Genomic DNA, 20,577 nt, shown 5'->3' on the forward strand with positions numbered 1-20,577 from the left:
GATTTCTGCAACCTCAACCGTGCTTGAGGTCAAGACTCCGGTTCGAAAAATAATGGGACGGCCGAAACGATGAACCCGTCCGCCGGATCGGCCGGCGGGCGGCATCGTCAGGCCTCAATATTCCCTTTCGAAGAAGATGCCTCCGGCGGCCGAGCCGTCGCCGGCCGCTTCTCCCTTCAGCTTCACGCCGCGGCCGATGTCGAGGTTGATGACCGCCTTGCTGGAAGCGGAGTCCGAGCCCTGCTGCAATTCGAGATAGGTGCGGTCGTTGAGATATTTGCCGGCGCGGACCTGGGCGCCGCCGCTCTCGTCGGTCGTGATGTCGAGATCGTCGACGCCGAGCTTGTTGCGCAGGCCGTCGAGCAGCGACGTCGATCCGCCGCCGGCAAGCTGGCCCACGGCCGAGGCGAGCTGCGCGATCTGGAAGGCGGAGAGATTGTTCAGCGACCGGTTGAAGATGAGCTGCGCCAGGATCTCGTCCTGCGGCAGGGCGGGCGACGAGGAGAAGGTCACCGTCGGGTTGTTGGCCGGGCCTGCAACGTTGACCGTGATCGTCGTCGATCCGGCGCTCGAGGTCGCGTCGAGATCGAGCGTCGGGATGAGGTCGCCGCCGAAGCCGATGTGACCGTCGGTGAAGGTCAGGCGCTTGCCGAGAATCTCCAGGCGCCCGCGACGCATGTCGAATCCACCGGAAACGATCGGCTGGACGGCGGTGCCGCGGATGGTCAGATCGCCGCCGAGTTCGGCATCGATGCCGCGACCGCGTACGAAGAACTGGCCCGGCGAACTGACGGCGAGATCGAAGGCGATCGCGCCGCTTGCCTCGGTGCCGGCGGACGTATCGCGGCGCAGATCTTTCGTCATCCGCTGTACGCGTGCCGGGGCGTTCCGGTGCTTGATGTCGATCTGCGAGAGCGAGGCCGGCAGCTTCTCCGGTATGGTGATCGCGGCCCTGCGGATCGTCAGCCTTCCGCCAAGTACGGGTGTCGAAACGAGCGGCCCGTTGAGCGTCAGGTCGCCTGCAAGGTTGGCGGTGAACAGCGTGCCGTCGACATAGGTCGCATCGTTGAGCCGGATTCTGAGATCCGCCGGGAAACCTGAACCGGGAACGATGCCCACGGTGCCGCTCGCCTCGATCGATCCGCCGCTGGCCAGATTGGCCGAGAGCCGAGAGATCGTCGCCTGCCTGCCGTCCAGTGCGACATTGGCGGTGAGGTCGTTGAGGGCGAGATTGCGGCGAACGTCCACGAGCCGGGCGCCGGCGGTCGAGACCGTGCCGGCAATCTGCGGCGCCTTGGCCGGGCCGGAGAGCGAAAGGTCGACCTTGGCCGATCCGGTCAGGGTGAAACCCTGTTGCGCCATGATATTGGCGAGCAGCGCGAAAGGTACGTCGCCGGCGAATTTCATCGAGATCGGCATGTTGCCGCCAAGCTCGACATTGCCGCCGCCCCGGAAGGAAAGGTCTCCGGGCCCGGAGACCGTGGCATCGACGGTGACCCGGTTGTCGGCGAAGCGCCCCTTTGCAGCAATCGCCAGCGACGATACGCCGGCGCCGCGCGCCGCTGCGACCGAGGCGTTGCTCCATCTGAGGCCGTAGACGACGACCGGAGCCGCCGCAGTTCCGTCCACGTCCACCGTCCCGGCGATCGTGCCTTCCGCCCCGAGCGTCGGGGCGAAGGTGTTGATCAGTGCGGCAGGCAGCGCGTTGAGTCTTGCTGAAATATCAAGCTTCGGTCCGGCAGAGCCGGCGACCGTGATCGTTCCCCTCGAAGCCTCGATGGTCAGGGCATCGAGGAGCACCGTGCCGTTCTCGATCGCGACGACGGTCGGGCGTGCAAGCTTCAGCGGTATCCGCTTGGGCGTTGCCGCGAAAGAGGCGAGGCGGACTTCGGTGCGGCCGCCGCTTGCGACCATGTCGCCTTTGGCCGAAAGAGGACCGCCGTCATATCTGCCGTCGACGGTAAAGCCGGTCCTGCCGCCCTGCTGATCGAAGGTGAGATTGAGGCCGGTGACACGGTTTTGACCCTGAGCGACGTTTTCCGCCTTGACGCTTCCCCGGATCGCGAGTGCCGCCACATCGGCGATGCTGATATCGGCGACCGGTTTTGTGATCATCAGATCGCCGCGCTTGATTCCGCTGCCGTTCGCTTTCAGCGTAAGGGAGGTCACACCGCCCGCCGTTTTGATCGCTGCCGAGCCGGATAGGTCTCCCGAGACCTTCTCGCCGGCCATGGCGGCAAGAAGGCCGAGATCGGGCAGATTGAAGTCGACCGTGCCCTCGGGCTTGAAGTCTGCCGTCAGATCGATCGCACCCGTCAATCTGTTGTCGCCGACCTTCGCCTCCAGGGTCGGGATCGAAGTGCGGCCGTCCTTCGAGACCACCTCGGCCTTCACGTCGATCGCCTGGCCGTCCAAAGCTCCCGTCGCCGTCAGCTTCGCCTGCGGACTGCCGGGTTTCGCCGTCGCATCGGCTGTGATCACGAAATCCGAAAGCGTGCGTCCCGCGAGGACCGCGCCGCTGGAGGTCACTTCCGCCTTGACGCCGAGCGCGTCGAGCGGTCCGGACAGGTCGGCGGTGAAAGCGGCCTTGCCTTCTGCCTCGGCGAGCAGCTTGCCGAGATCCGGTAATGCGCCCTCTATCTTGGCCGTCAACGCGCCCTCGGCAAGGGCGGCCGACCCGGTGGCGTTGACCGTCCCGGATTTGACTTCGAGTGCGCTCAGTTCGACGGCGCCGCCGGCCCCTGTTGCGACCTTGCCGGAGACGGTGATCGGCGCATCGAATTTTGCGCCGATGCCGGGCGGCAGCGCGGCGGGTTCGGCAACGAACTGGAAATTCGCCTCGGCCGCGTTTCCGGCGCGGTCGAGGCTAGCCGTCACATCGCCGCGAAAGCCGGCGCGTTCGATGGCCAAGGGGTCGAGGCGGATGCTGTCGTCAGAGACGGTCACGGTTCCCTTCGCCGACAGGTCTTCCGCCGTTATGCCGGCCGACCGCACGGAGGCGATCGAGGCGCCGCTCCAGGTGAGATCGTAGCGGACGACCGGTGCCGCGCCGTTCCCGGCAATGTCCACCTTGCCCGCAATCGTGCCCTCGGCCCCGAGCGTCGGCGCGACGGTGTGGATCAAGGTGGCTGGCAGCTCGCTGATATCCGCCGAAATATCAAGCGTCTCGCCTGCCGTACCGGTGACGGCGACCGTACCTGTCGATGCCTGGATCGTCAGCCCATCGATATGCACGACGCCGTTCTCGATGGCGATGACGGTCGGCCGGGCAAGCTGCAAGGGGATGCGCTTGGCTGTCGTCGAGGCCGATGCAAGGCTTATCTCGGTCCGGCCGTCACGGCTCGCGAGATCGCCGGTCGCTGCGAGTGGAGAGCCCTCATATTCGGCACCGACCGAGAAGCCGGTTCTTTCCGCCTGTTGCTCGAAGGCGATATCGATGTCCGTCAGGCGGTTTTCGCCTTGGACGACGCTTTCGGCCCTGACACTGCCCTTGATCGCCAGGCTGGCAAGATCGGCGACGTCGACGTCGACCACGGGCTTGGCAATGGTCAATGCGTCCCGCCTGATGCTTTCGCCGCGGGCCGTCAGCGCGAGCGACGTGACGCCGTCGGCGGTCCGGATTGTCGCGGAGCCGGCAAGGTCGCCCGATGCCTGCTGCCCGGCCATGGCGGCAAGGAGGCCGAGATCGGGCAGGTTGAAGTCGATCGTCCCGTTCGGCTTGAAGTCGGCTGTAAGCTCCATCGCACCGGTCAGCCGGTTTTCGCCGATCTTTGCCTCGAGGGCGGGGATCGAGGTGCGGCCATCCCGGGTGACGACGTCGGCGCGGACGTCGATCGCCTGGCCGTCGAGAGTACCGGTTGCCGTAAGCTTCGCTTCGGGGCTCCCCGGCGTCACGGTAGCGTCGGCATTGACGACGAGATCGTCCAGTGTGCGGCCAGCGAGCGTCGCTCCGCTTGAGGTTATCTCTGCTTCGATGCCGAGCTTGTTCAGAGGGCCTGAGGCGACCGCGTGGAAGGCGGCCGAGCCCTTCGCATCGGCGAGCAGCCGTCCGAGATCGGGCAGCGTCCCCTGGATGTCCGCAGTCAATGTGCTTCCGGCAAGCGCAACGGAGCCGGAGGCGTCGACCGCACCGGACTTTATGTCGAGTTCGCTCAACCGGACGCTGCCGTCCTGTTCCACGACCGCATTGCCCGCAAGAGCGATGGTCCTGTCGAACTTGTCGGCGAGCCCCGGCGGCAGGACCTCTCTGACGGCAAAGGCCTTGAATGCCGCCTCGAGCGTCGTTTCTACGCGATCGAAGCTGCCGGTGACGGTGCCGCCGATGCTCGCGCTTTCGATTTCCAGCGGGTCGAAACGGATGTCTTCCGGAGTAACGGAGATGGTGCCGTCGAGCTTCAGGGGCGCCTGCACCGCCCGATCGAGATCGGCATTTGCAAAGCGGCTCTCGGCGATTTCTACGGTCGTCTTCAGGGGACCGGACCGGGTCGCCAGATTGAAGGCGTCGCTCTGTGCCGACAGCCGGATGCCGCCCAATCGTCCCTGCGGCAGGTTCACGGACGGCACATTGGCGGCGATGTCGAGGATTGCCGACTGCCCGTCGCCGATCAGCGACAGATTTGCGGTCTCGACGAGCGCCTGCAACTCGCCGTCTTTCAGCGGCCAGCGGAAATCGAAAGGTCCGCTCGTACCGGCGAGCCTTGCCTGGAGGTTGTTCTCGCCGCGGCTGTCGACCGTGCCGGAGACATCGAGCGTCATGGCGCCGGTCGAAATCTTGCCTGCATCGATCCGGACCTTGCTCGTGCCGTCGAAGGCGGCCCTCAGGTCGATCCTGCTCTCCCCTTCGAAGAGCGGCCTGAAGGCCGGTGGCGTCAGCGTGGCGAAAGCGCCGCCGCCGGATATGGTAAGCATGTGCATTCCGTCGGCCGCGAGCACGTGCTGCCCGTCGAGCCGAAGGATCTCGCTTCCGTCGAGCGTAACCATACCCGAGCCCGCCCAATCGGAAAGCGGTCCCTGTCCGGTCACGGTCATGTTGACGGCAGGTTCTCCCGGCAGGCGGAGCAGCCTCGCCAGAAGGCCGCCCTTCGGCTCCGCGAGCGCGGCTTCAAGCTTCAGCTGGTTGCCGGCCGGGTTGAAGACGAGATCGGCTGTCGCGCGCGCATCAGGGCGGTCCCGTTCGGCGGCATCGAGCTCGAGAGCGATGCTGGAATTCGTCGCGTAGAGCTTGCCCTTGGCCGTCAGGAAATGATCTTCGCCGGCGATCTGTTTGCCGAGCACGATTTCCTTGAGGTCGAAGGCATCGATCTTCACGTCCACCGGAAGGGCAAATGTCGAGCGCACTTCCTGGGTCTCGGTCGAGGGGACGGGCAACCGTTCGACGCGGACCGTGCCGGCCGAAATCCTGCTGGCGTCGAAGCGAAGCGAGAATAGTTCTGCGGGCGTCCAGTCCACCGAAAGGTCGCGGACCTCCGCATAAATGCCTTCGCCATCGAAGAGCGTAATGGTGCCGGCCGTGAAGTCGCCAGTCAGAAGCGCGCCCGGGTCGGCGATGCGTACGATCTGGTCGGGGGTTGCCGCATATTTCTCGATCGCCCAGGCGACGACGCGGGCGCCGGGCACCGTGAAGCCCAGAAAGCCGACGAGCAGGAGGAGCACGACCACGAGCGTGCCGAGGGCGGCGAAGAAGTACCGTAGCGCAGATCGAAGGAAAAAGGTGACCTGATTCATGTCCTATCCATAGTCCATGTTGCGCCGCTCTGGAATCGGTAGAGTGCCGGCACATCGCCCGGCAGGCGGGACTTCGCTCATCTTACCACGGTGTCGCGCGCATGCAGCAAATAGTCCGGGCATTAGAAGGACTGGCCGATACCAGCATAGATTCCGTAAGTGGTGCCCCCCGGATATTTGTTGAGCGGCACGGCGAAGTCGAGCCGGATCGGGCCGAAGGGCGTCGCATAGCGCAGACCGATGCCCGCGCCGGCCCGGATGTCGGAGAAATTGGGCGCCGTGTTTTCCGAAACGGTGCCGGCGTCGATGAACGGCACGATGCCGATCGTATCGGTGACGGCGATGCGGGCTTCGAGGGAGCCGCTCACATAGGAGCGTCCGCCGGTCAGTTCGTCATCGGCGTCGCGGGGGCTGATCTCCTGATAGGAATAGCCGCGCACCGACCCGCCACCGCCGAGGAAAAACCGCCGGGTCGCGGGAATATCGAAGAGTTCGTCGCCACCGACGAGCACGCCGGCGCCGAGCTTGCCGGCCAGCACGAAGCGCTTTTCCGTTCCAAACGCGTAATAGCCGGACGCGGAAGCTTCGAAGGAGCTGAAAAAGGTCTTTCCTTCGATTTCGTAGCTCGGTTTGGCATTGATCAGCGCCCGGTAACCCTCCGTCGGGTTCAGCTTATCGTCGCGTGCGTCGCGGACATATTCGAACGGGAGGGCGGCGGTGATATAGGAATTCGAACCGAAAGCGTCGTCGACATCCGCCCAGCCCACTTCCGCGCCGACGGAGAACGTGTCTTCGGGCGAAAGCTCGAAAGCGGCGCCAGCCGCAGCGGTAACCGTTTTGGCACTATAGGCGTCCGGATCGACGATTGCCGCCTTGACGCTTGCGGTAAAGGTCGATGCCGGTCCGAAGGCGCCGGGTTTCGCAAAGAGAATGCCGGCCGAATAATCGAGTCCGGCGACATCCGTGGTCTCGCCGAGGCGGTCGACCGAGCCTTCGATCCGAAGCGATTCTGCGCGTCCGAAGAGATTGCGGTGTCCCCAATAGCCCTGAAGCCCAAGGCCGTCCGTGGTCGAGACCTGTCCGCCGAAACCGAAATAGCGGTGCTTGCCTTCGGACACCTGGATGTTCATCGGGATCGTGCCGTCGGGCGCGAGCCCGTCGGCTTCGTTGATGGTGACGCTGGAAAACACGTTCAACTGCCGCAGCCGCTCGGCGGCCTTGCGAATATTCTCCGGCGAATATGGGCGGCCGTGGTTCAGGCGGGAATAATCCTTGACGAAATCCGGGTCGACCGTTCTGGCGCCGCTGACGGTCAGGTCGCCGACGGGCGCGACCGGCCCGCCATCGGCGCGGATCGTTACATCGACCGTGGAAGTCGCGTGATCGGCAACGACGCTGCGCTCGGCGAGCTTGGCCAGCGGCCTGCTCTGTTCCTTGAGATCGTTCACGATCTGCTCGCCCGCCTTGATGATCAAGGTCGAGTCGGCGCGGGCGCCACGCTTGAGGTCGTAGGCGGCTGGGTCGAGCCGCGCGGCGTCTCCCTCGAGCCTGACCGAGCCCAGCGTGAATGCCGGCCCGGGAGCAACGCGAACCACGACCGGTACGGGCTGGCCGTCGGGGAAAGCCGGGTCCGGGGGGAGGCTATCGATGTCCTGGCCGTTGACCAGAATGCTGACGGTGCCGCCGTAACGCGCCTTTTCGTAGAGGACGGCGAGGAGCCGATCGCGGTCGTCGCGCGCCTTGATCGCCAGGCCAAGATCGCCCGAGACCGGTTCTTCCTGATCCTGAACGAGCCGCGAGCCGTTTTCCAGCGCCTCCCGGAGCTCCTCGTCATCCGTTCCCGCATCGAAAGTCAGCGTATAGCGAACCGGGTCTATGACCTGAACTTCTTCTTCCGCGCTTTCGAAGAAGCGCATGCCGAAGATCTTGAACGCGTGGGCCTGCTCGACGGAAACCGGGCCGAGCACGGCCGATGCCACGATTGTGAGCGCGGTCGCTGTCTTCCAGTGCGCAATACTCGATCGTGGTGGAGACATTCCTCTCCGCATCCCGTTTCAGGCGACTCTGTACCAACTGCCTGCATACGCGGCGTCGGCCAAGCTAGCAGGACATAGTTTTCCATCTGTTAACGATGACCGCTCGCCGCATCCACCCCGAAGCGGCGATTCGAAGACGATTTTTTGGCAGAAAGGACTCCCCTGTGGTGCTTCAGGCACAACGGAAATGCTTTTAAGCGGCAAGCGGCTTCTGCCACGAAGCAGGCCGGTCGACGCTCAGCTTAAGTAGCGACCGGTGGAAGCGAGGGCGTCATTTTGCCGAAGCGCGCGAGAGGAAATCTCGGCAGAGGGAGACGACCTCGGACAGGTTGGTCTCCAGCAACCAATGGCCCCCGTCGATGAGATGCAGTTCGGCATTCGGCAGGTCGCGGAGATAGGCTCGGGCGGAGCCCTCGGGCATGTAGCCGTCCTGCGGACCCCAGACGATCAGCGTCGGCGGTCGATGTTCGCGCAGGTATCTCTGGTAGCGATCGAACCAGGCGAGATTTTCCCGCAACCCCGCGATCACGTCTATGGCGATCTCACGCCGCTTGGCCGTTGTCATGGACCAATGGAGCTTCCACAGGTCGGGAGAAATCCGCTCGGCAAGCTCGGGCCGGACGTCGTTGAGGTATTCGTCGCGGTATCCTTCCTCGCTTACGGCTTCGCCGAGTTTGGCCCGGCCCTCCGGCGTGGGATTGCGGAAATACTCCTGCAACGGTGCGTATTTAGGTCCGAACTCATCCTCGTAGATGTCGCCGTTTTGAATGATCAGTGCGGAAATGCGCTCCGGCCGGCGGATGGCTAGCCGAAGGCCGATCTGAGAGCCGAAGTCATGTAGATAAAGTGCGAAACGATCGAGGCCCAGGCGCCGGATGAAGGCTTCGAGAAAATCTGCGAAGCCGTCGAAGCCGTAGGCGAAGTCGTCCGGCGTGTCGCTGTATCCGGATCCGGGGAAATCCGGAGCGACAAGCCTCCACCGGTCGGCCAGCAGCGGCATGAAATTGCGAAACTCGTAGGATGAGCACGGGTAGCCGTGGGGAAGGAGCACGATCGGCGCGTCCGGCGGTCCTGCCTCCCGGTAGAAGACCCGGATGCCGTCCAGATCGAGGAAGCGGTGTTTCACGGAGCCTGGCGAATCGATCATAGGAGCACCTCACATGCGCTGACCAGTGCCGAACAATGAGCGCATGCGATGGTTCCATGCCTGTCGGCAGGCTGCTCCGCAGCTTCTTTTCAAGTGGCTGCTAATTTAGATAGGCGATCACGTCGGGGTGCTATAGAATCGCCCTGGACCGCTTGAACCCGGGAGTCCGGAAGAAGGTGCTCCCGCCAAACGTTTGTTGGCAAACCGATGGAACAGAGACTAGCCGCAGTGCTGGCAGCCGATATGGCAGGCTATAGCCGCCTGATGGAGGCCGATGAAGCCGGTACGATCGCCCGCCTCAGGACTCATCGGATAGAACTGATCGATCCGGCCATTGCAAAGAACAAGGGCCACCTCATCAAGACCACGGGCGACGGTATGCTGGTCGAATTCCAGAGCGTGACCGACGCGGTAAAATGCGCCGTCGAGATCCAGAGCCGCATGAAGCGGCGCAATGCCGACGTGGCGCAGGACCGGCGGATCGAATTCAGGATCGGCATCAATCTCGGCGACATCATCTTCGAGGAGGACGACATCTTCGGCGACGGCGTGAACATCGCCGCCCGTATTGAGCAGCTGGCCGATGTGGGCGGCATCTGCGTGACGGCTGCGGTGGCGACGCAGGTCGCCGACCGGATCGATGTCCCCATCGAGGATCTGGGCGAGAAGATGCTGAAGAACATCAGCCGCCCGATTCATCTCTTCCGAGTCGGGATCGAGGGGCCTGTCCTGCCATCCTTCCCGGAGGCTACGGATGCGCCGCGCTCCGTTTCCAAACCTTCGATCGTGGTGCTGCCGTTCGACAATATGAGCGGCGATCCCGACCAGGAGTTTTTCGCAGACGGCCTGACGGAGGACATCATCACCGAGCTGTCCCGCCGGCACGAGCTGTTCGTCATCTCGCGCAACTCCAGCTTCGTCTACAAGAACCAGCCGGTAAACGTGCGCGAGGCGGCCGAGAAGCTCGGAGCGCAATATCTGGTGGAGGGCAGCGTCCGCAAGATCGGCGACCGGGTGCGCGTGACGGTCCAGCTCATCGACGCGGTCAACGACGCTCATATCTGGGCAGACAAATACGACCGGAGACTGGACGACATCTTCGCCATCCAGGACGAGGTGACGGCGGCGATAGCGGCAACGCTCCCGGGGCGCGTCGAGGCCGCGCAGCGGGACCTGCTCGCCCGCACGAAGCCGGCCAATATGGCCGCCTACGAATGTGCCCTTGCCGCCAAGGTCCTGCATCACCGGAGCACGGTCGCGGATAACGAGCAGGCCCGGGCCCTCATCGACAGGGCTGTCGCGCTCGATCCCGACTATGCGCATGCCCATGCCTGGCGGGCCTGCATCCTCGGGCAAGCCTGGGTCCACGGCTGGTGCGAAGACAAGGATGCGGTCTGGGCCGAGATCGTTGCGGAGCTGGACCGGGCGCTGGCGCTCGACGACAACGACGCCGACGTGCATCGCATCCTCGCGGCGGTAAACGTGAACAACAACGCGCTGACGACGGCGCGCTACCATCAGGAGCGTGCCCTTTCCCTCAATCCCAATTACGACCTGGTTGTGGTCCAGCAGGGCGAACTGCTGACCTGGCTGGGGCGCCCGGAAGAGGGCGTCGAGTGGATCCGCAAGGCCATGCAGCTCAATCCTCATCATCCGGAACGCTTCTGGAGCCACCTCGGCAAGGCTCATTTCGCCGCCCGGCAGTATGGAGAGGCGGTCGAGGCCTTCATGCACCTCTCGGTGATGGACCACGTCCAGCATGCATTCGTCGCGGCCTGCTATGGCTGGCTCGGGGATGACATTGCGGCTCACGCCCATATGGAGAAGGTCCGGGCGCTCGCCCCGGATTTCGACCTCGACGCGTTCCTCGCCACGCAGCACTACGTCCAGGAATCGGACCTGCAACACCTCAGCGAAGGGCTTGTCAAAGCGGGAGCGAAGGGCGGATCGGCGGCGAACGGGATCGCAGCGCAATAGCGCTCCTTCGGGAACATTCCGGCGGACATGAAGGCCCCGGATCGTTCCGGGGCCGTCGATCCGGCCGTTGCGGCACTCAGCAGCGGTCGATGTAGCGGCGGCCGTAGCGGTCGCGGTAGTAGCACTGGCCCGGCTGGTCGGTGACGTGGCCGATAACGGCGCCGGATACGCCGCCGATCGCCGCGCCGACAGCCGCGCCGCGGACGTCGCCGGTGACCGCGCCCCCGATGATTGCCCCCGATACGGCGCCGATACCGGCACCCTTTTCGGTTTGCGTGCAGCTCGCGACCGACAGGGCGACCAACACAAGCGCGATGGCTTTCTTCATGATGTCCTCTCCGATTTCGACGGATTCAGCGTCCGCCTCGTCCGTCCTATAGTGATGGGAGGGTGCGAACCGCGGCCCTCCACTTGAACTTGCATTCGGAACATAACCCGCCGCCGAGGAAAATGCACGGATACGGCGAGATCGTTCTTATGCCACATAATGCGATCTTTCCTGAACGGAACATGAAGGCGCTGTTGCCGGGGTTACATACGTGCTCGCATTTTTTTGCCCCTTGTGGCGCGAAACGGTTGCGGCAGCCCGAAAAAAAGACAAATGTTACAACGTCGCCACGCGGGCTCGGGAGGAGTGGACCGCTGGCGGAAGGGCAATCGATATCGGTCGGCGCGTACTTCGAGTCGCGTGAACGCATCTCACCCGATTTGAAGCCGCGCTCGACTCTGGACCGACCCGGAGGAGCGAAATGGCGAAAATAACGATGACGGTCAACGGCCGCCAGGTAAGTGGTACCTGCGACGACCGAACGCTGCTGGTGCACTTTATCCGCGAAAATCTCGGCCTGACCGGGACGCATGTCGGCTGCGACACCACGCAGTGCGGCGCTTGCGTCGTTCACATGGACGGGCAATCGGTGAAAAGCTGTTCCATCCTTGCCGCCCAAGCGGCCGGCTCGACGATCACGACGATCGAGGGCCTGGCGTCGAACGGCGAGCTTCACCCGGTCCAGGCGGCTTTCAAGACGTATCACGGACTGCAATGCGGCTTCTGCACGCCGGGCATGGTCATGACCGCCGTCGACATGATCCGTCGACATGGCGGCAATCTTGACGAGGCGACGGTACGCGCCGAGCTGGAAGGCAACATCTGTCGCTGCACCGGCTATCACAACATCGTCCAGGCGATCCTGGCCGCCGCGGCCGGGACGGGCGGCGTTCGCCAGGCGGCAGAATGAGGAACCCAAAGGGAGCGCGATGCCAGGCGAGCATCGCACGTGATTTTCGTCATTCCGCTCGAGCGGAAATTCGTTGCAGGACTTCGGGAGGAGATAGGCAATGGGCGTTGAAGGCATCGGCGCGCGGGTGGCGCGCAAGGAAGACAAGCGCTTCCTGACCGGCAAGGGGCGTTATACGGACGACATGGTCGTGCCCGGCATGAAATATGCGGTTTTCGTGCGGAGCCCGCATGCGCATGCGACCATCAGGAGCATCGACCCGACGTCGGCCAAGGCGATGCCGGGCGTTATCGACGTGCTCGACGGCAAGCAACTGCTGGCGGATGGGATCGGCAATCTCATCTGCGGTTGGATGATCCACTCGAAGGACGGCTCACCGATGCGCATGGGCGCATGGCGGCCGCTTGCCCACGAGACCGTGCGCTATGTCGGCGACGCGGTGGCGATCGTCGTCGCCGACAGTGTTGCGCAAGCCCGCGACGCGGCGGAAGCGGTGGTCGTGGCTTACGAAACGCTGCCGGTCGTCACCGATACGCTCCAGGCACTGGGCGAGGGCGAGCCGCAGATCCATCCGGAAGCGCCGGGCAATCTGATCTTTGATTGGGAGCTTGGCGACGCGGGTGCGGCCGACCAGGCGATCGCTGCTGCGGCGCATGTCACGGAACTGAAGATCATCAACAACCGCCTGTCGCCGAATGCGATGGAGCCGCGCGCGACACTCGGTATCTATGATGCCGGCGACGACCATTTCACCTGCTATACCACCAGCCAGAACCCGCATCTTGCCCGGCTGGTGATGAGCGCCTTCTACAATGTCGCGCCCGAGAACAAGCTCCGGGTGATCGCTCCGGACGTCGGCGGTGGCTTCGGCTCCAAGATTTTCATCTATCCGGAAGAGATCGTCTGTCTGTGGGCCTCGAAGCGCACCGGCGTGCCGGTGAAATGGACCGCGGACCGCACCGAGGCCTTCCTGACGGACGCGCACGGCCGCGACCATGTGTCGACGGTGCAGATGGCGTTCGACAGCAGCAATCGGATCACCGCGCTGAAGGTCGACACCATCGCCAATCTCGGCGCCTATATGTCCCTCTTCTCCTCCTGCGTGCCGACCTATCTCTATGCGACGCTCCTTTCCGGGCAGTATGCGATCCCGGCGATCCATGCCAATGTCCGCACCGTCTATACCAATACGGCGCCGGTGGACGCCTATCGCGGCGCCGGGCGGCCGGAGGCCACATACCTGCTGGAGCGCACGATCGAGACGGCCGCGCGCGAGCTCGGCGTTTCCCCTGCGGAACTCAGGCGCATCAACTTCATCCGCACCTTCCCCCATCAGACGCCGGTGATCATGAACTACGATGCGGGCGATTACGAAGCGTCGCTCAAGGGGGCGATGGAGGCGGCCGATTGGGACGGCTTCGCCGCGCGCAAGGCGGAAGCCGAGCGGCGGGGAATGAAGCGCGGCATCGGCATGAGCTGCTATATCGAAGCCTGCGGACTGGCGCCTTCCGCCGCCGTCGGATCGCTCGGCGCCGGCGTCGGCCTGTGGGAATCGGCCGAAGTCAGGGTCAACGCGGTCGGCACGATCGAGGTGATGACCGGCTCGCACAGCCACGGCCAGGGACACGAAACGACCTTCGCCCAGGTGGTTGCGGAGCGTTTCGGCGTACCGATCGACAGCGTCAATATCGTCCATGGCGATACCGACAAGGTGCAGATGGGCATGGGAACCTATGGTTCCCGCTCCGGTGCCGTCGGAATGTCGGCGGTCTTCAAGGCGCTCGACAAGGTCGAGGCCAAGGCCAAAAGGATTGCGGCCCATCTGATGGAGGCGGACGAGAGCGACATCGTCATCGAGGACGGCGCGCTCAAGGTGGCCGGCACCGACAGGTCGGTCCCCTGGTCGCAGGTGGCGCTTGCTTCCTATACCGCGCATAACCTGCCGCCCGGCATGGAGCCGGGCCTCAAGGAGGGCGCCTTCTACGATCCCAGCAACTTCACCTTCCCGGCGGGTTGCTATATCTGCGAAGTGGAGGTGGATCCGGAAACCGGCCAGACGAAGATCGTGCAGTTCGTCGCGGCGGACGATTTCGGAAATATCATCAACCCGCTGATCGTCGAGGGCCAGGTGCATGGCGGGCTGGCGCAGGGCATAGGCCAGGCGCTGCTCGAAGGGGTGCATTACGACCAGAGCGGTCAGCTGCTGACGGCGAGCTACATGGACTACGCCATGCCGCGCGCCGACGACCTGCCTTCGTTCACGGTGACGACTTCGAACACGCCCTGCCCGAGCAACCCGCTCGGCGTCAAGGGCTGCGGCGAGGCGGGGGCGATCGGATCGCCGCCGGCGCTGATCAACGCCATCACGGACGCGATCGGCACCAACGAGCTCACCATGCCGGCGACCTCGCAAAAGGTCTGGGCCGCGGTGCATAGCGCGCATTGATCGGGAGGACTTGAGATGTATGAGACCAACTATCATCGGGCCTCCTCGGTCGAAGAGGCAGCGAAGCTGATGGGGACCGCCGCGGAGGGAAAATATCTCTCCGGCGGCATGACGCTCATCCCGACAATGAAGCAGCGGCTCGCCGCCCCGAGCGACCTTGTCGATCTCAGGCACATTGCCGAGATGAAGGGCATCACCGTCGACGGCCGGTCGGTCAGGATCGGCGCGGCGACGACGCATGAGGAGGTCGCGACCTCCGCCGCGCTTGCCGCGGTCTGTCCGGCCATTTGCGGGCTTGCCAGCCACATAGGCGATCCGCATGTCCGCCACATGGGTACGATCGGCGGCTCAATCGCCAACAACGATCCGGCGGCGGACTATCCGGCCGCGATGCTGGCGCTCGACGCGGTGATCGTCACCGACAGGCGCGAGGTTAAGGCCGAAGACTTCTTCACCGGTCTCTTCGAAACGGCGCTCGAAGACGGTGAGATCGTGACGGCCGTCCGCTTCGAAGCGCCGGCGAAAGCGGCCTATCGGAAGTTCCCCAATCCGGCATCGCGCTATGCGATGACCGGCGTCTTCGTCGTCCGTCGTGACGATGGCGCAGTGCGCGTTGGCGTGACCGGAGCCGGGTCGGACGGCGTCTTCCGCCATCCGGACCTCGAGGCGACGCTTGCCGCCAACTGGTCGCCGGGTGCCGTCGACAATGTGAAGGTGGACGATTCGAACCTGCTTTCCGATATTCATGCAAGCGCTGCCTATCGCGCCAATCTCGTCAAGGTGATGACGAAACGCGCCGTGGCGGCCGCCTGACGGACCAACTTTGGTATCGAAAAAGGGCGGCAGCGGCCGTCCTTTTTCCGCAATTGCTTGACTTCGATCGATGTTCGGGAGAATGAAGTTTTGCTAGCCATTTTGGAATGGTTCAAAACTGGACTCTCGGACTCCGTGTCGAGGTCGAGCCTGATTACCGCGGAAAGGTTTGAAAATGTGTCGTCATTTTCCATCGCCTTTCCCGCTTGCCAGGCACGACACGCGCCGCGCAGAATAACCGGGGTCTGGGGGCCGAGAGGCCTTTTGCCGCAGCCCGCGCGTCGGAGCCTGTCCGGGGTTGACCACTGATCGCTTTGTAGGAAGAAAGGCGACAGGGCACTGGAGATGATGATGGATTTCGAGAGTTTCTTCAAAAACGAGCTGGATGGGCTGCATCAGGAAGGCCGTTACCGGGTTTTCGCCGATCTCGCCCGCCATCGCGGCAGCTTCCCCAAGGCGACGCGCTACACGGCCGATGGCGCCCAGGAAGTGACCGTATGGTGCTCGAACGACTATCTCGGCATGGGCCAGTGTCCCATCGTCACCGAGGCGATGAAGAACGCGATCGATGAATGCGGCGCCGGCGCCGGCGGCACCCGCAACATCTCCGGCACCAACCATTACCATGTGCTGCTCGAGCGCGAGCTCGCCGACCTGCACGGCAAGGAATCGGCTCTTCTGTTCACCTCCGGTTACGTTTCGAACTGGGCCGCGCTCGGGACGCTCTGTTCCAAAATTCCCGGCGTTATCGTCTTTTCGGATGCCGGCAACCACGCTTCGATGATCGAGGGCATCCGCCACTCGAAATGCGAGCGGGTCATCTTCAAGCACAATTCGGTGGCGGACCTCGAGGCTAAGCTTGCAGCCGCCGACCCGCGCGCGCCTAAAATCATTGCCTTCGAATCCGTCTATTCGATGGATGGCGACATCGCGCCGATCGAGGCATTCTGCGATCTCGCCGACAAATACGGCGCGATGACCTATCTGGACGAAGTTCATGCGGTCGGCATGTACGGCCCGCGCGGCGGCGGCATTGCCGAGCGCGAGGGGCTGATGCACCGGCTGACGGTCATCGAAGGCACGCTCGGCAAGGCCTTCGGCGTCATGGGCGGCTACATCACCGGATCGGCGGCGCTTTGCGACTTCATCCGCTCCTTCGCTTCCGGTTTCATCTTCACCACGGCGCTGCCGCCGGCGCTCGCCGCCGGGGCGCTCGCCTCCATTCGCCACCTGAAGGAAAGCCAGGTCGAACGCTTCGCGCATCAGGAGCGCGTGCGCCGGCTTCGTTCGCTGCTCGACCAGCGCGGTATTCCGCATATGGTCAATCCGAGCCATATCGTGCCGGTCATCGTCGGCGACGCCGCCAAGTGCAAGTGGATATCCGACCTGCTGCTCGACAATTTCGGCATCTACGTCCAGCCGATCAATTACCCGACCGTGCCGAAGAAGACCGAGCGCCTGCGCATCACGCCGACCCCCCTGCATTCTGACGCCGATATCGACCATCTGGTCGGCGCGCTGCATTCGCTCTGGTCGCGCTGTGCGCTGGCGAGGGCCGTGGCGTAAGCTCCGGCGAGCTCTGGCGGGGAGAGGGACTTCCTCGCCCGAACCTCTGTTTCGTAGCAGCGCTCGTGTGGTGCAAGGCGCTGCCACTTGTCCCCTTCGCCCCGCCTACGGGCCAGCAGGCTGGATGAGGGCGGATTCACCCCCAACAACTCTCTACCGGATCATCTCGGCAGCCGCCCGCCGCGCTTTTTCATCCGCGGCAAAGACGTCGTCCATGTTCGCCGCAGCCGGCAGGCCGGCAAGCGCGTCCATCACTCTCTCGACGATTTCCGCCATGGCCAGGAAGCCGACGCGGCCTTTGATGAACGCCTCGAGTGCGGTCTCCTTGGCGCCGTTCAGCACGGCACCCTGGACGCCGCCTTCCTCCATGGCGCGGCGCGCGAGCCTCAGCGCCGGGAAGCGGACTTCGTCCGGGGCTTCGAAATCGAGCCGGGCGAGCCTGGCGAAGTCCAGGCGCTCGACCGGCAGACGGCAGCGCTCGGGGTAGGAAAGCGCATAGCCGATGGCCGTGCGCATGTCGGGGCAGCCGAGCTGGGCGAGGACGGACCCGTCCGTATAGCCGACCATCGAGTGGATCACGGATTGCGGGTGGACGATCACCTCGATCTGGTCCGGCTTCAGGCGGAAGAGGTGGCGCGCCTCGATCATCTCGAGCGCCTTGTTGAACATGGAGGCGCTGTCGATCGAGATCTTGAGGCCCATCGACCAGTTCGGATGGGCGCGGGCCGTATCCGCCGTCACATGCCGCATTTCGTCGAGGGTGCTGGTGCGGAACGGACCGCCGGAGGCGGTAAGCACGATGCGCTCGACGGCATGGCGCTGGTCGTTCTCCAGCACCTGGAAGATCGCATTGTGCTCGCTGTCGACCGGCAGCAGCCGTCCGCCGCCCGCGCTGACAGCTTCGATGAAAAGGCTGCCGGCGGAAACGAGGCATTCCTTGTTGGCGAGTGCGATGTCGGCGCCGCGGCGGGCGGCGGCAAGTGTCGGGCCAAGACCGGCATTGCCGACGATCGCCGCCATAACCCAGCCTGCGTCCCGTTCGGCCGCCTCGATCAGGCCGCTGCGCCCGGCGGCGACGTCGATACCGCTGCCGCTCAGCGCCTCCCTGAGTTCGCCGTAGCGATGCTCGTCGGCGGTGACTGCGAGCTCCGCGCCGACGCGGCGGGCCTGCTCCGCAAGCAACGGGATGTTGCCGTTGCCGGTCAGCGCGGCGATGGCGAATCGATCGCGCCCGCCGAGCCGTTCGACCACGTCGAGCGTATTGGTCCCGATCGATCCGGTGGAACCCAGTATCGTCAGACGGCGCTTGAAATCATCGCCGGATGCCATGCCAAAATCCCGTATTCTTCTCGTTCTAATGATTTTACTAGGCTCTACAGCCGAATACTGCCGGCAACAAGGGTGAAGTCATCGCCCTTCTCCAAGAGGCAGCGCTCGGGTAAGAATCGTTAACACCGTCGAACGATGATTTGTCTGAGGAGTTTTCGATGCTGCAAGCCCTGACCGCCGCATCTTGCGCCTGCGTGCTGATCGAGCTTGCCTCCATGCAGACGGTGGCTGCCGAAAAGGTGCCGGAGGCGCTCGTCGGCTCGTGGCTTGCCGAGGACATAGGCGGCCGGGGCGTGATCGATGATCTTCAGACGACGCTCGAGATTCGTGAGGACGGCACCTATGGCGGCATGGCCGGCTGCAATCACTTCACCGGAACGTTCGGCCTCTCCGGCGCGACGATCACCTTCGGGCCGGCTGCCGCCACCCGCAAGATGTGCGTACCGGCGGTCATGGACCAGGAGCGGAAGTTCTTCGAAGCGCTGAAGACGGAGCTTACCTGGCGAATAGAGGGAACCAAGCTCTTTCTCGGCGGGCGAAACGAGAAGCGCGTGCTGCAGCTAACCTCGATGCAGTCGCGGAACGGCAACCGGGCAGAACTGACGATCGAAATTCCCGACGCCGGAGCAGTCGACCGGCGGACGGTTCTCTATGCCTGCGGCGACAAGACGATCGAGGTCGAATACATCGACGCCGGGTCCGCGTCGCTCGCGACCTTCACCATCGAGGGCACGTTCATCGTGGCATCGAACGTGATTTCCGGATCGGGTGCCAGATATGCCGGCGGCCGATATGTCTGGTGGACGAAGGGTGGCGAGGCGACGCTTTTCGACACGATGAAGGGCGAGGAGGACCCGGGGATAGCGTGCAAGGAAGTAGAATAGCGGGGCCACTCGACACAGGCCGGACGGGATTGTACGTCTGAACCATGCTGCATTGGCTCGACGTCGATTACCGCACGCTATTTCGCTTGGGAGATGGAGGCCGGATAGAAGGGGAGAACGATCCGGAGGGATCGGGCAACGGCGAAGGCCTTCAGGGGGCAGGGCTTCGGAGCAGCCGCTACCGCCGGCTGGTCGCGCTTGCCTGAACTGCGCTCTCGTACCCTGTTCTACAGCACGGATCGAGAAAATCACGCATCGCAGCGCGTTGCCGCCCGCCTCGGCCTTCGGCTTCGAGGAGCAAGCTTGAGGGTAGGGTAGAGCATTTCCGCCTTTCTGCGATCGCGGAACTCTCTAACCGCTTGCTTTCCGCAATGCCGGGCGGAAAGCCGCTACGCACGGGCATCATGCGGAACTCACGCGCTGCTGTTTGTGTCGCTATCTTCGTCCAAATCATGGAATTGGATAAAGCCATATTGTTCCAGCCACTCGCGAAGGATGAGGCGGATTATTTCGTCCCGGGTCATCTGGAGTTCTTCGCAGGCCAGAGAGAGGGCCAACTCAACGTCATCCGCGAAGATCATCGCTTCACCTGCATAGTACAAGCACGAGATAGAAGGGTCTCACAGCACCGGTTGCAGTCAAGGATTACGGAGCCTGCTCAATGGGATAAGCCAAAATGGGCTAAGACTATCGCCCATTTCATATCGGGCTTAAGTCTCAAAGGAACGCACCGCGCGTCGGATACGCGCGGTGCTCGAACTTTCATCCGCTTCGATCAGGCGAAGAGAAAATCGGCGCTGCTGAAGTGCGAGGCGGCGAGGGTATTCGTCGGATCGTCGACATGGATCGACAGCGCATTGCCCGTGGAATCGTAGCCTTTCAACATCACGTCTCCGCTGGCGTCATTATACGCAAAAATCGTGCCGGCGGCGCCGGAGGCTGAATATTGCTTGATGCCTAATTTCTCCAGGACAAATAGATCCGTGCCGTCCTGGAAGTCCATCACGGAGTCCCGTCCGACGAGCGAACCCGCGCCCTTGAAGACGAAGCGGTCGGCATCGGCGCCACCCCACAGGATGTCGCTTCCCGCGTCGCCAAGCAGGGTATCTCTGCCCGCGTCGCCGCGAAGCGTGTCGTTTCCGTCTCCGGCAATGACAAGGTCGTTGCCGAGGCCGCCAGCAAGCACGTCGTCGCCAGCTTCGCCCGTCAGGATATCGTCTCCGGCATCCCCGAATGCCCGATCGTTGCCGGCGCCTGCGGCAATCCGATCGTTACCGTTACCGCCGTGGGCTTCGTCGATGCCGCCCTCGGAGTCGAGCACGTCATTCCCATCACCGCCATCGAGGTAGTTGTTCCCGTCGCCGCCATCGACGATGTCGTCGCCGATGCCGCCATAGACCCGGTCGTTTCCGGATTG

General features: G+C 63.8%; 14 protein-coding genes. 7 read left to right on the top strand and 7 right to left on the bottom strand.

The genetic code is table 11. The features are described 5' to 3' along the window. Window positions 1-114: 114 nt before the first annotated feature. The 3 genes from ACTJKL_RS21015 to ACTJKL_RS21025 all read right to left on the bottom strand — a co-directional run bounded on the left by ACTJKL_RS21015 (window position 115) and on the right by ACTJKL_RS21025 (window position 8,907). A complete protein-coding gene (locus ACTJKL_RS21015) occupies window positions 115-5,724 on the bottom strand; it encodes a translocation/assembly module TamB domain-containing protein (protein ID WP_440853701.1) in 5,610 nt (1,869 codons plus the stop codon). Between the two features lie 122 nt (window positions 5,725-5,846). After that, on the bottom strand, window positions 5,847-7,760 hold the full coding sequence (locus ACTJKL_RS21020) for an autotransporter assembly complex protein TamA (protein WP_440853702.1): 1,914 nt from the start codon (window positions 7,758-7,760) through the stop codon (window positions 5,847-5,849). A 271-nt stretch (window positions 7,761-8,031) separates the two neighbouring features. Continuing rightward, a complete protein-coding gene (locus tag ACTJKL_RS21025) occupies window positions 8,032-8,907 on the bottom strand; it encodes an alpha/beta fold hydrolase (protein WP_338284037.1) in 876 nt (291 codons plus the stop codon). A 207-nt stretch (window positions 8,908-9,114) separates the two neighbouring features. On the opposite strand from ACTJKL_RS21025, the gene ACTJKL_RS21030 reads away from it, so the two are divergent. After that, the gene (locus ACTJKL_RS21030; protein ID WP_440853703.1) at window positions 9,115-10,884 is read left to right on the top strand and encodes an adenylate/guanylate cyclase domain-containing protein; all 1,770 of its coding nucleotides are present in this window, start codon (window positions 9,115-9,117) and stop codon (window positions 10,882-10,884) included. A gap of 76 nt (window positions 10,885-10,960) precedes the next feature. On the opposite strand, the gene ACTJKL_RS21035 is transcribed toward ACTJKL_RS21030, so the two are convergent. Continuing rightward, window positions 10,961-11,212: a YMGG-like glycine zipper-containing protein gene (locus ACTJKL_RS21035; RefSeq protein WP_003528572.1), complete on the bottom strand. Its 252-nt coding sequence runs from the start codon at window positions 11,210-11,212 to the stop codon at window positions 10,961-10,963. 421 nt (window positions 11,213-11,633) lie between these two features. Here ACTJKL_RS21035 and ACTJKL_RS21040 point away from each other — a divergent pair, with 421 nt between their 5' ends. From ACTJKL_RS21040 to hemA, 4 genes are all read left to right on the top strand, one after another. Beyond that, entirely contained in the window at window positions 11,634-12,122 is a 489-nt protein-coding gene (locus ACTJKL_RS21040) for a (2Fe-2S)-binding protein (RefSeq protein WP_324762432.1), read from the top strand. A 100-nt stretch (window positions 12,123-12,222) separates the two neighbouring features. Then, the gene (locus tag ACTJKL_RS21045) at window positions 12,223-14,568 is read left to right on the top strand and encodes a xanthine dehydrogenase family protein molybdopterin-binding subunit (RefSeq protein WP_440853704.1); all 2,346 of its coding nucleotides are present in this window, start codon (window positions 12,223-12,225) and stop codon (window positions 14,566-14,568) included. Between the two features lie 15 nt (window positions 14,569-14,583). After that, window positions 14,584-15,381: an FAD binding domain-containing protein gene (locus tag ACTJKL_RS21050; protein WP_440853705.1), complete on the top strand. Its 798-nt coding sequence runs from the start codon at window positions 14,584-14,586 to the stop codon at window positions 15,379-15,381. A 351-nt stretch (window positions 15,382-15,732) separates the two neighbouring features. Then, complete coding sequence (gene hemA / locus ACTJKL_RS21055; protein ID WP_411922194.1) at window positions 15,733-16,947, top strand: 5-aminolevulinate synthase; 1,215 nt, start codon at window positions 15,733-15,735, stop codon at window positions 16,945-16,947. 153 nt (window positions 16,948-17,100) lie between these two features. Here the strand turns inward: hemA and dxr are convergent, their stop codons facing one another. After that, a complete protein-coding gene (dxr, locus tag ACTJKL_RS21060) occupies window positions 17,101-18,276 on the bottom strand; it encodes a 1-deoxy-D-xylulose-5-phosphate reductoisomerase (RefSeq protein WP_440853706.1) in 1,176 nt (391 codons plus the stop codon). 158 nt (window positions 18,277-18,434) lie between these two features. Between dxr and ACTJKL_RS21065 the strand changes: the two genes are divergently transcribed. Together ACTJKL_RS21065 and ACTJKL_RS21070 are read left to right on the top strand one after the other, a co-directional pair. Continuing rightward, window positions 18,435-19,160: an META domain-containing protein gene (locus ACTJKL_RS21065; RefSeq protein ID WP_440853707.1), complete on the top strand. Its 726-nt coding sequence runs from the start codon at window positions 18,435-18,437 to the stop codon at window positions 19,158-19,160. A 44-nt stretch (window positions 19,161-19,204) separates the two neighbouring features. Then, complete coding sequence (locus ACTJKL_RS21070) at window positions 19,205-19,366, top strand: hypothetical protein (protein WP_440853708.1); 162 nt, start codon at window positions 19,205-19,207, stop codon at window positions 19,364-19,366. Between the two features lie 207 nt (window positions 19,367-19,573). On the opposite strand, the gene ACTJKL_RS21075 is transcribed toward ACTJKL_RS21070, so the two are convergent. Beyond that, on the bottom strand, window positions 19,574-19,741 hold the full coding sequence (locus ACTJKL_RS21075) for a hypothetical protein (RefSeq protein ID WP_440853709.1): 168 nt from the start codon (window positions 19,739-19,741) through the stop codon (window positions 19,574-19,576). A 194-nt stretch (window positions 19,742-19,935) separates the two neighbouring features. Next, the coding region (locus ACTJKL_RS21080; protein WP_440853710.1) for a calcium-binding protein at window positions 19,936-20,577 on the bottom strand (642 nt) is incomplete at its 5' end.

Source organism: Sinorhizobium sp. 22678 (assembly GCF_052044265.1).
Lineage (GTDB): Bacteria > Pseudomonadota > Alphaproteobacteria > Rhizobiales > Rhizobiaceae > Sinorhizobium > Sinorhizobium meliloti_A.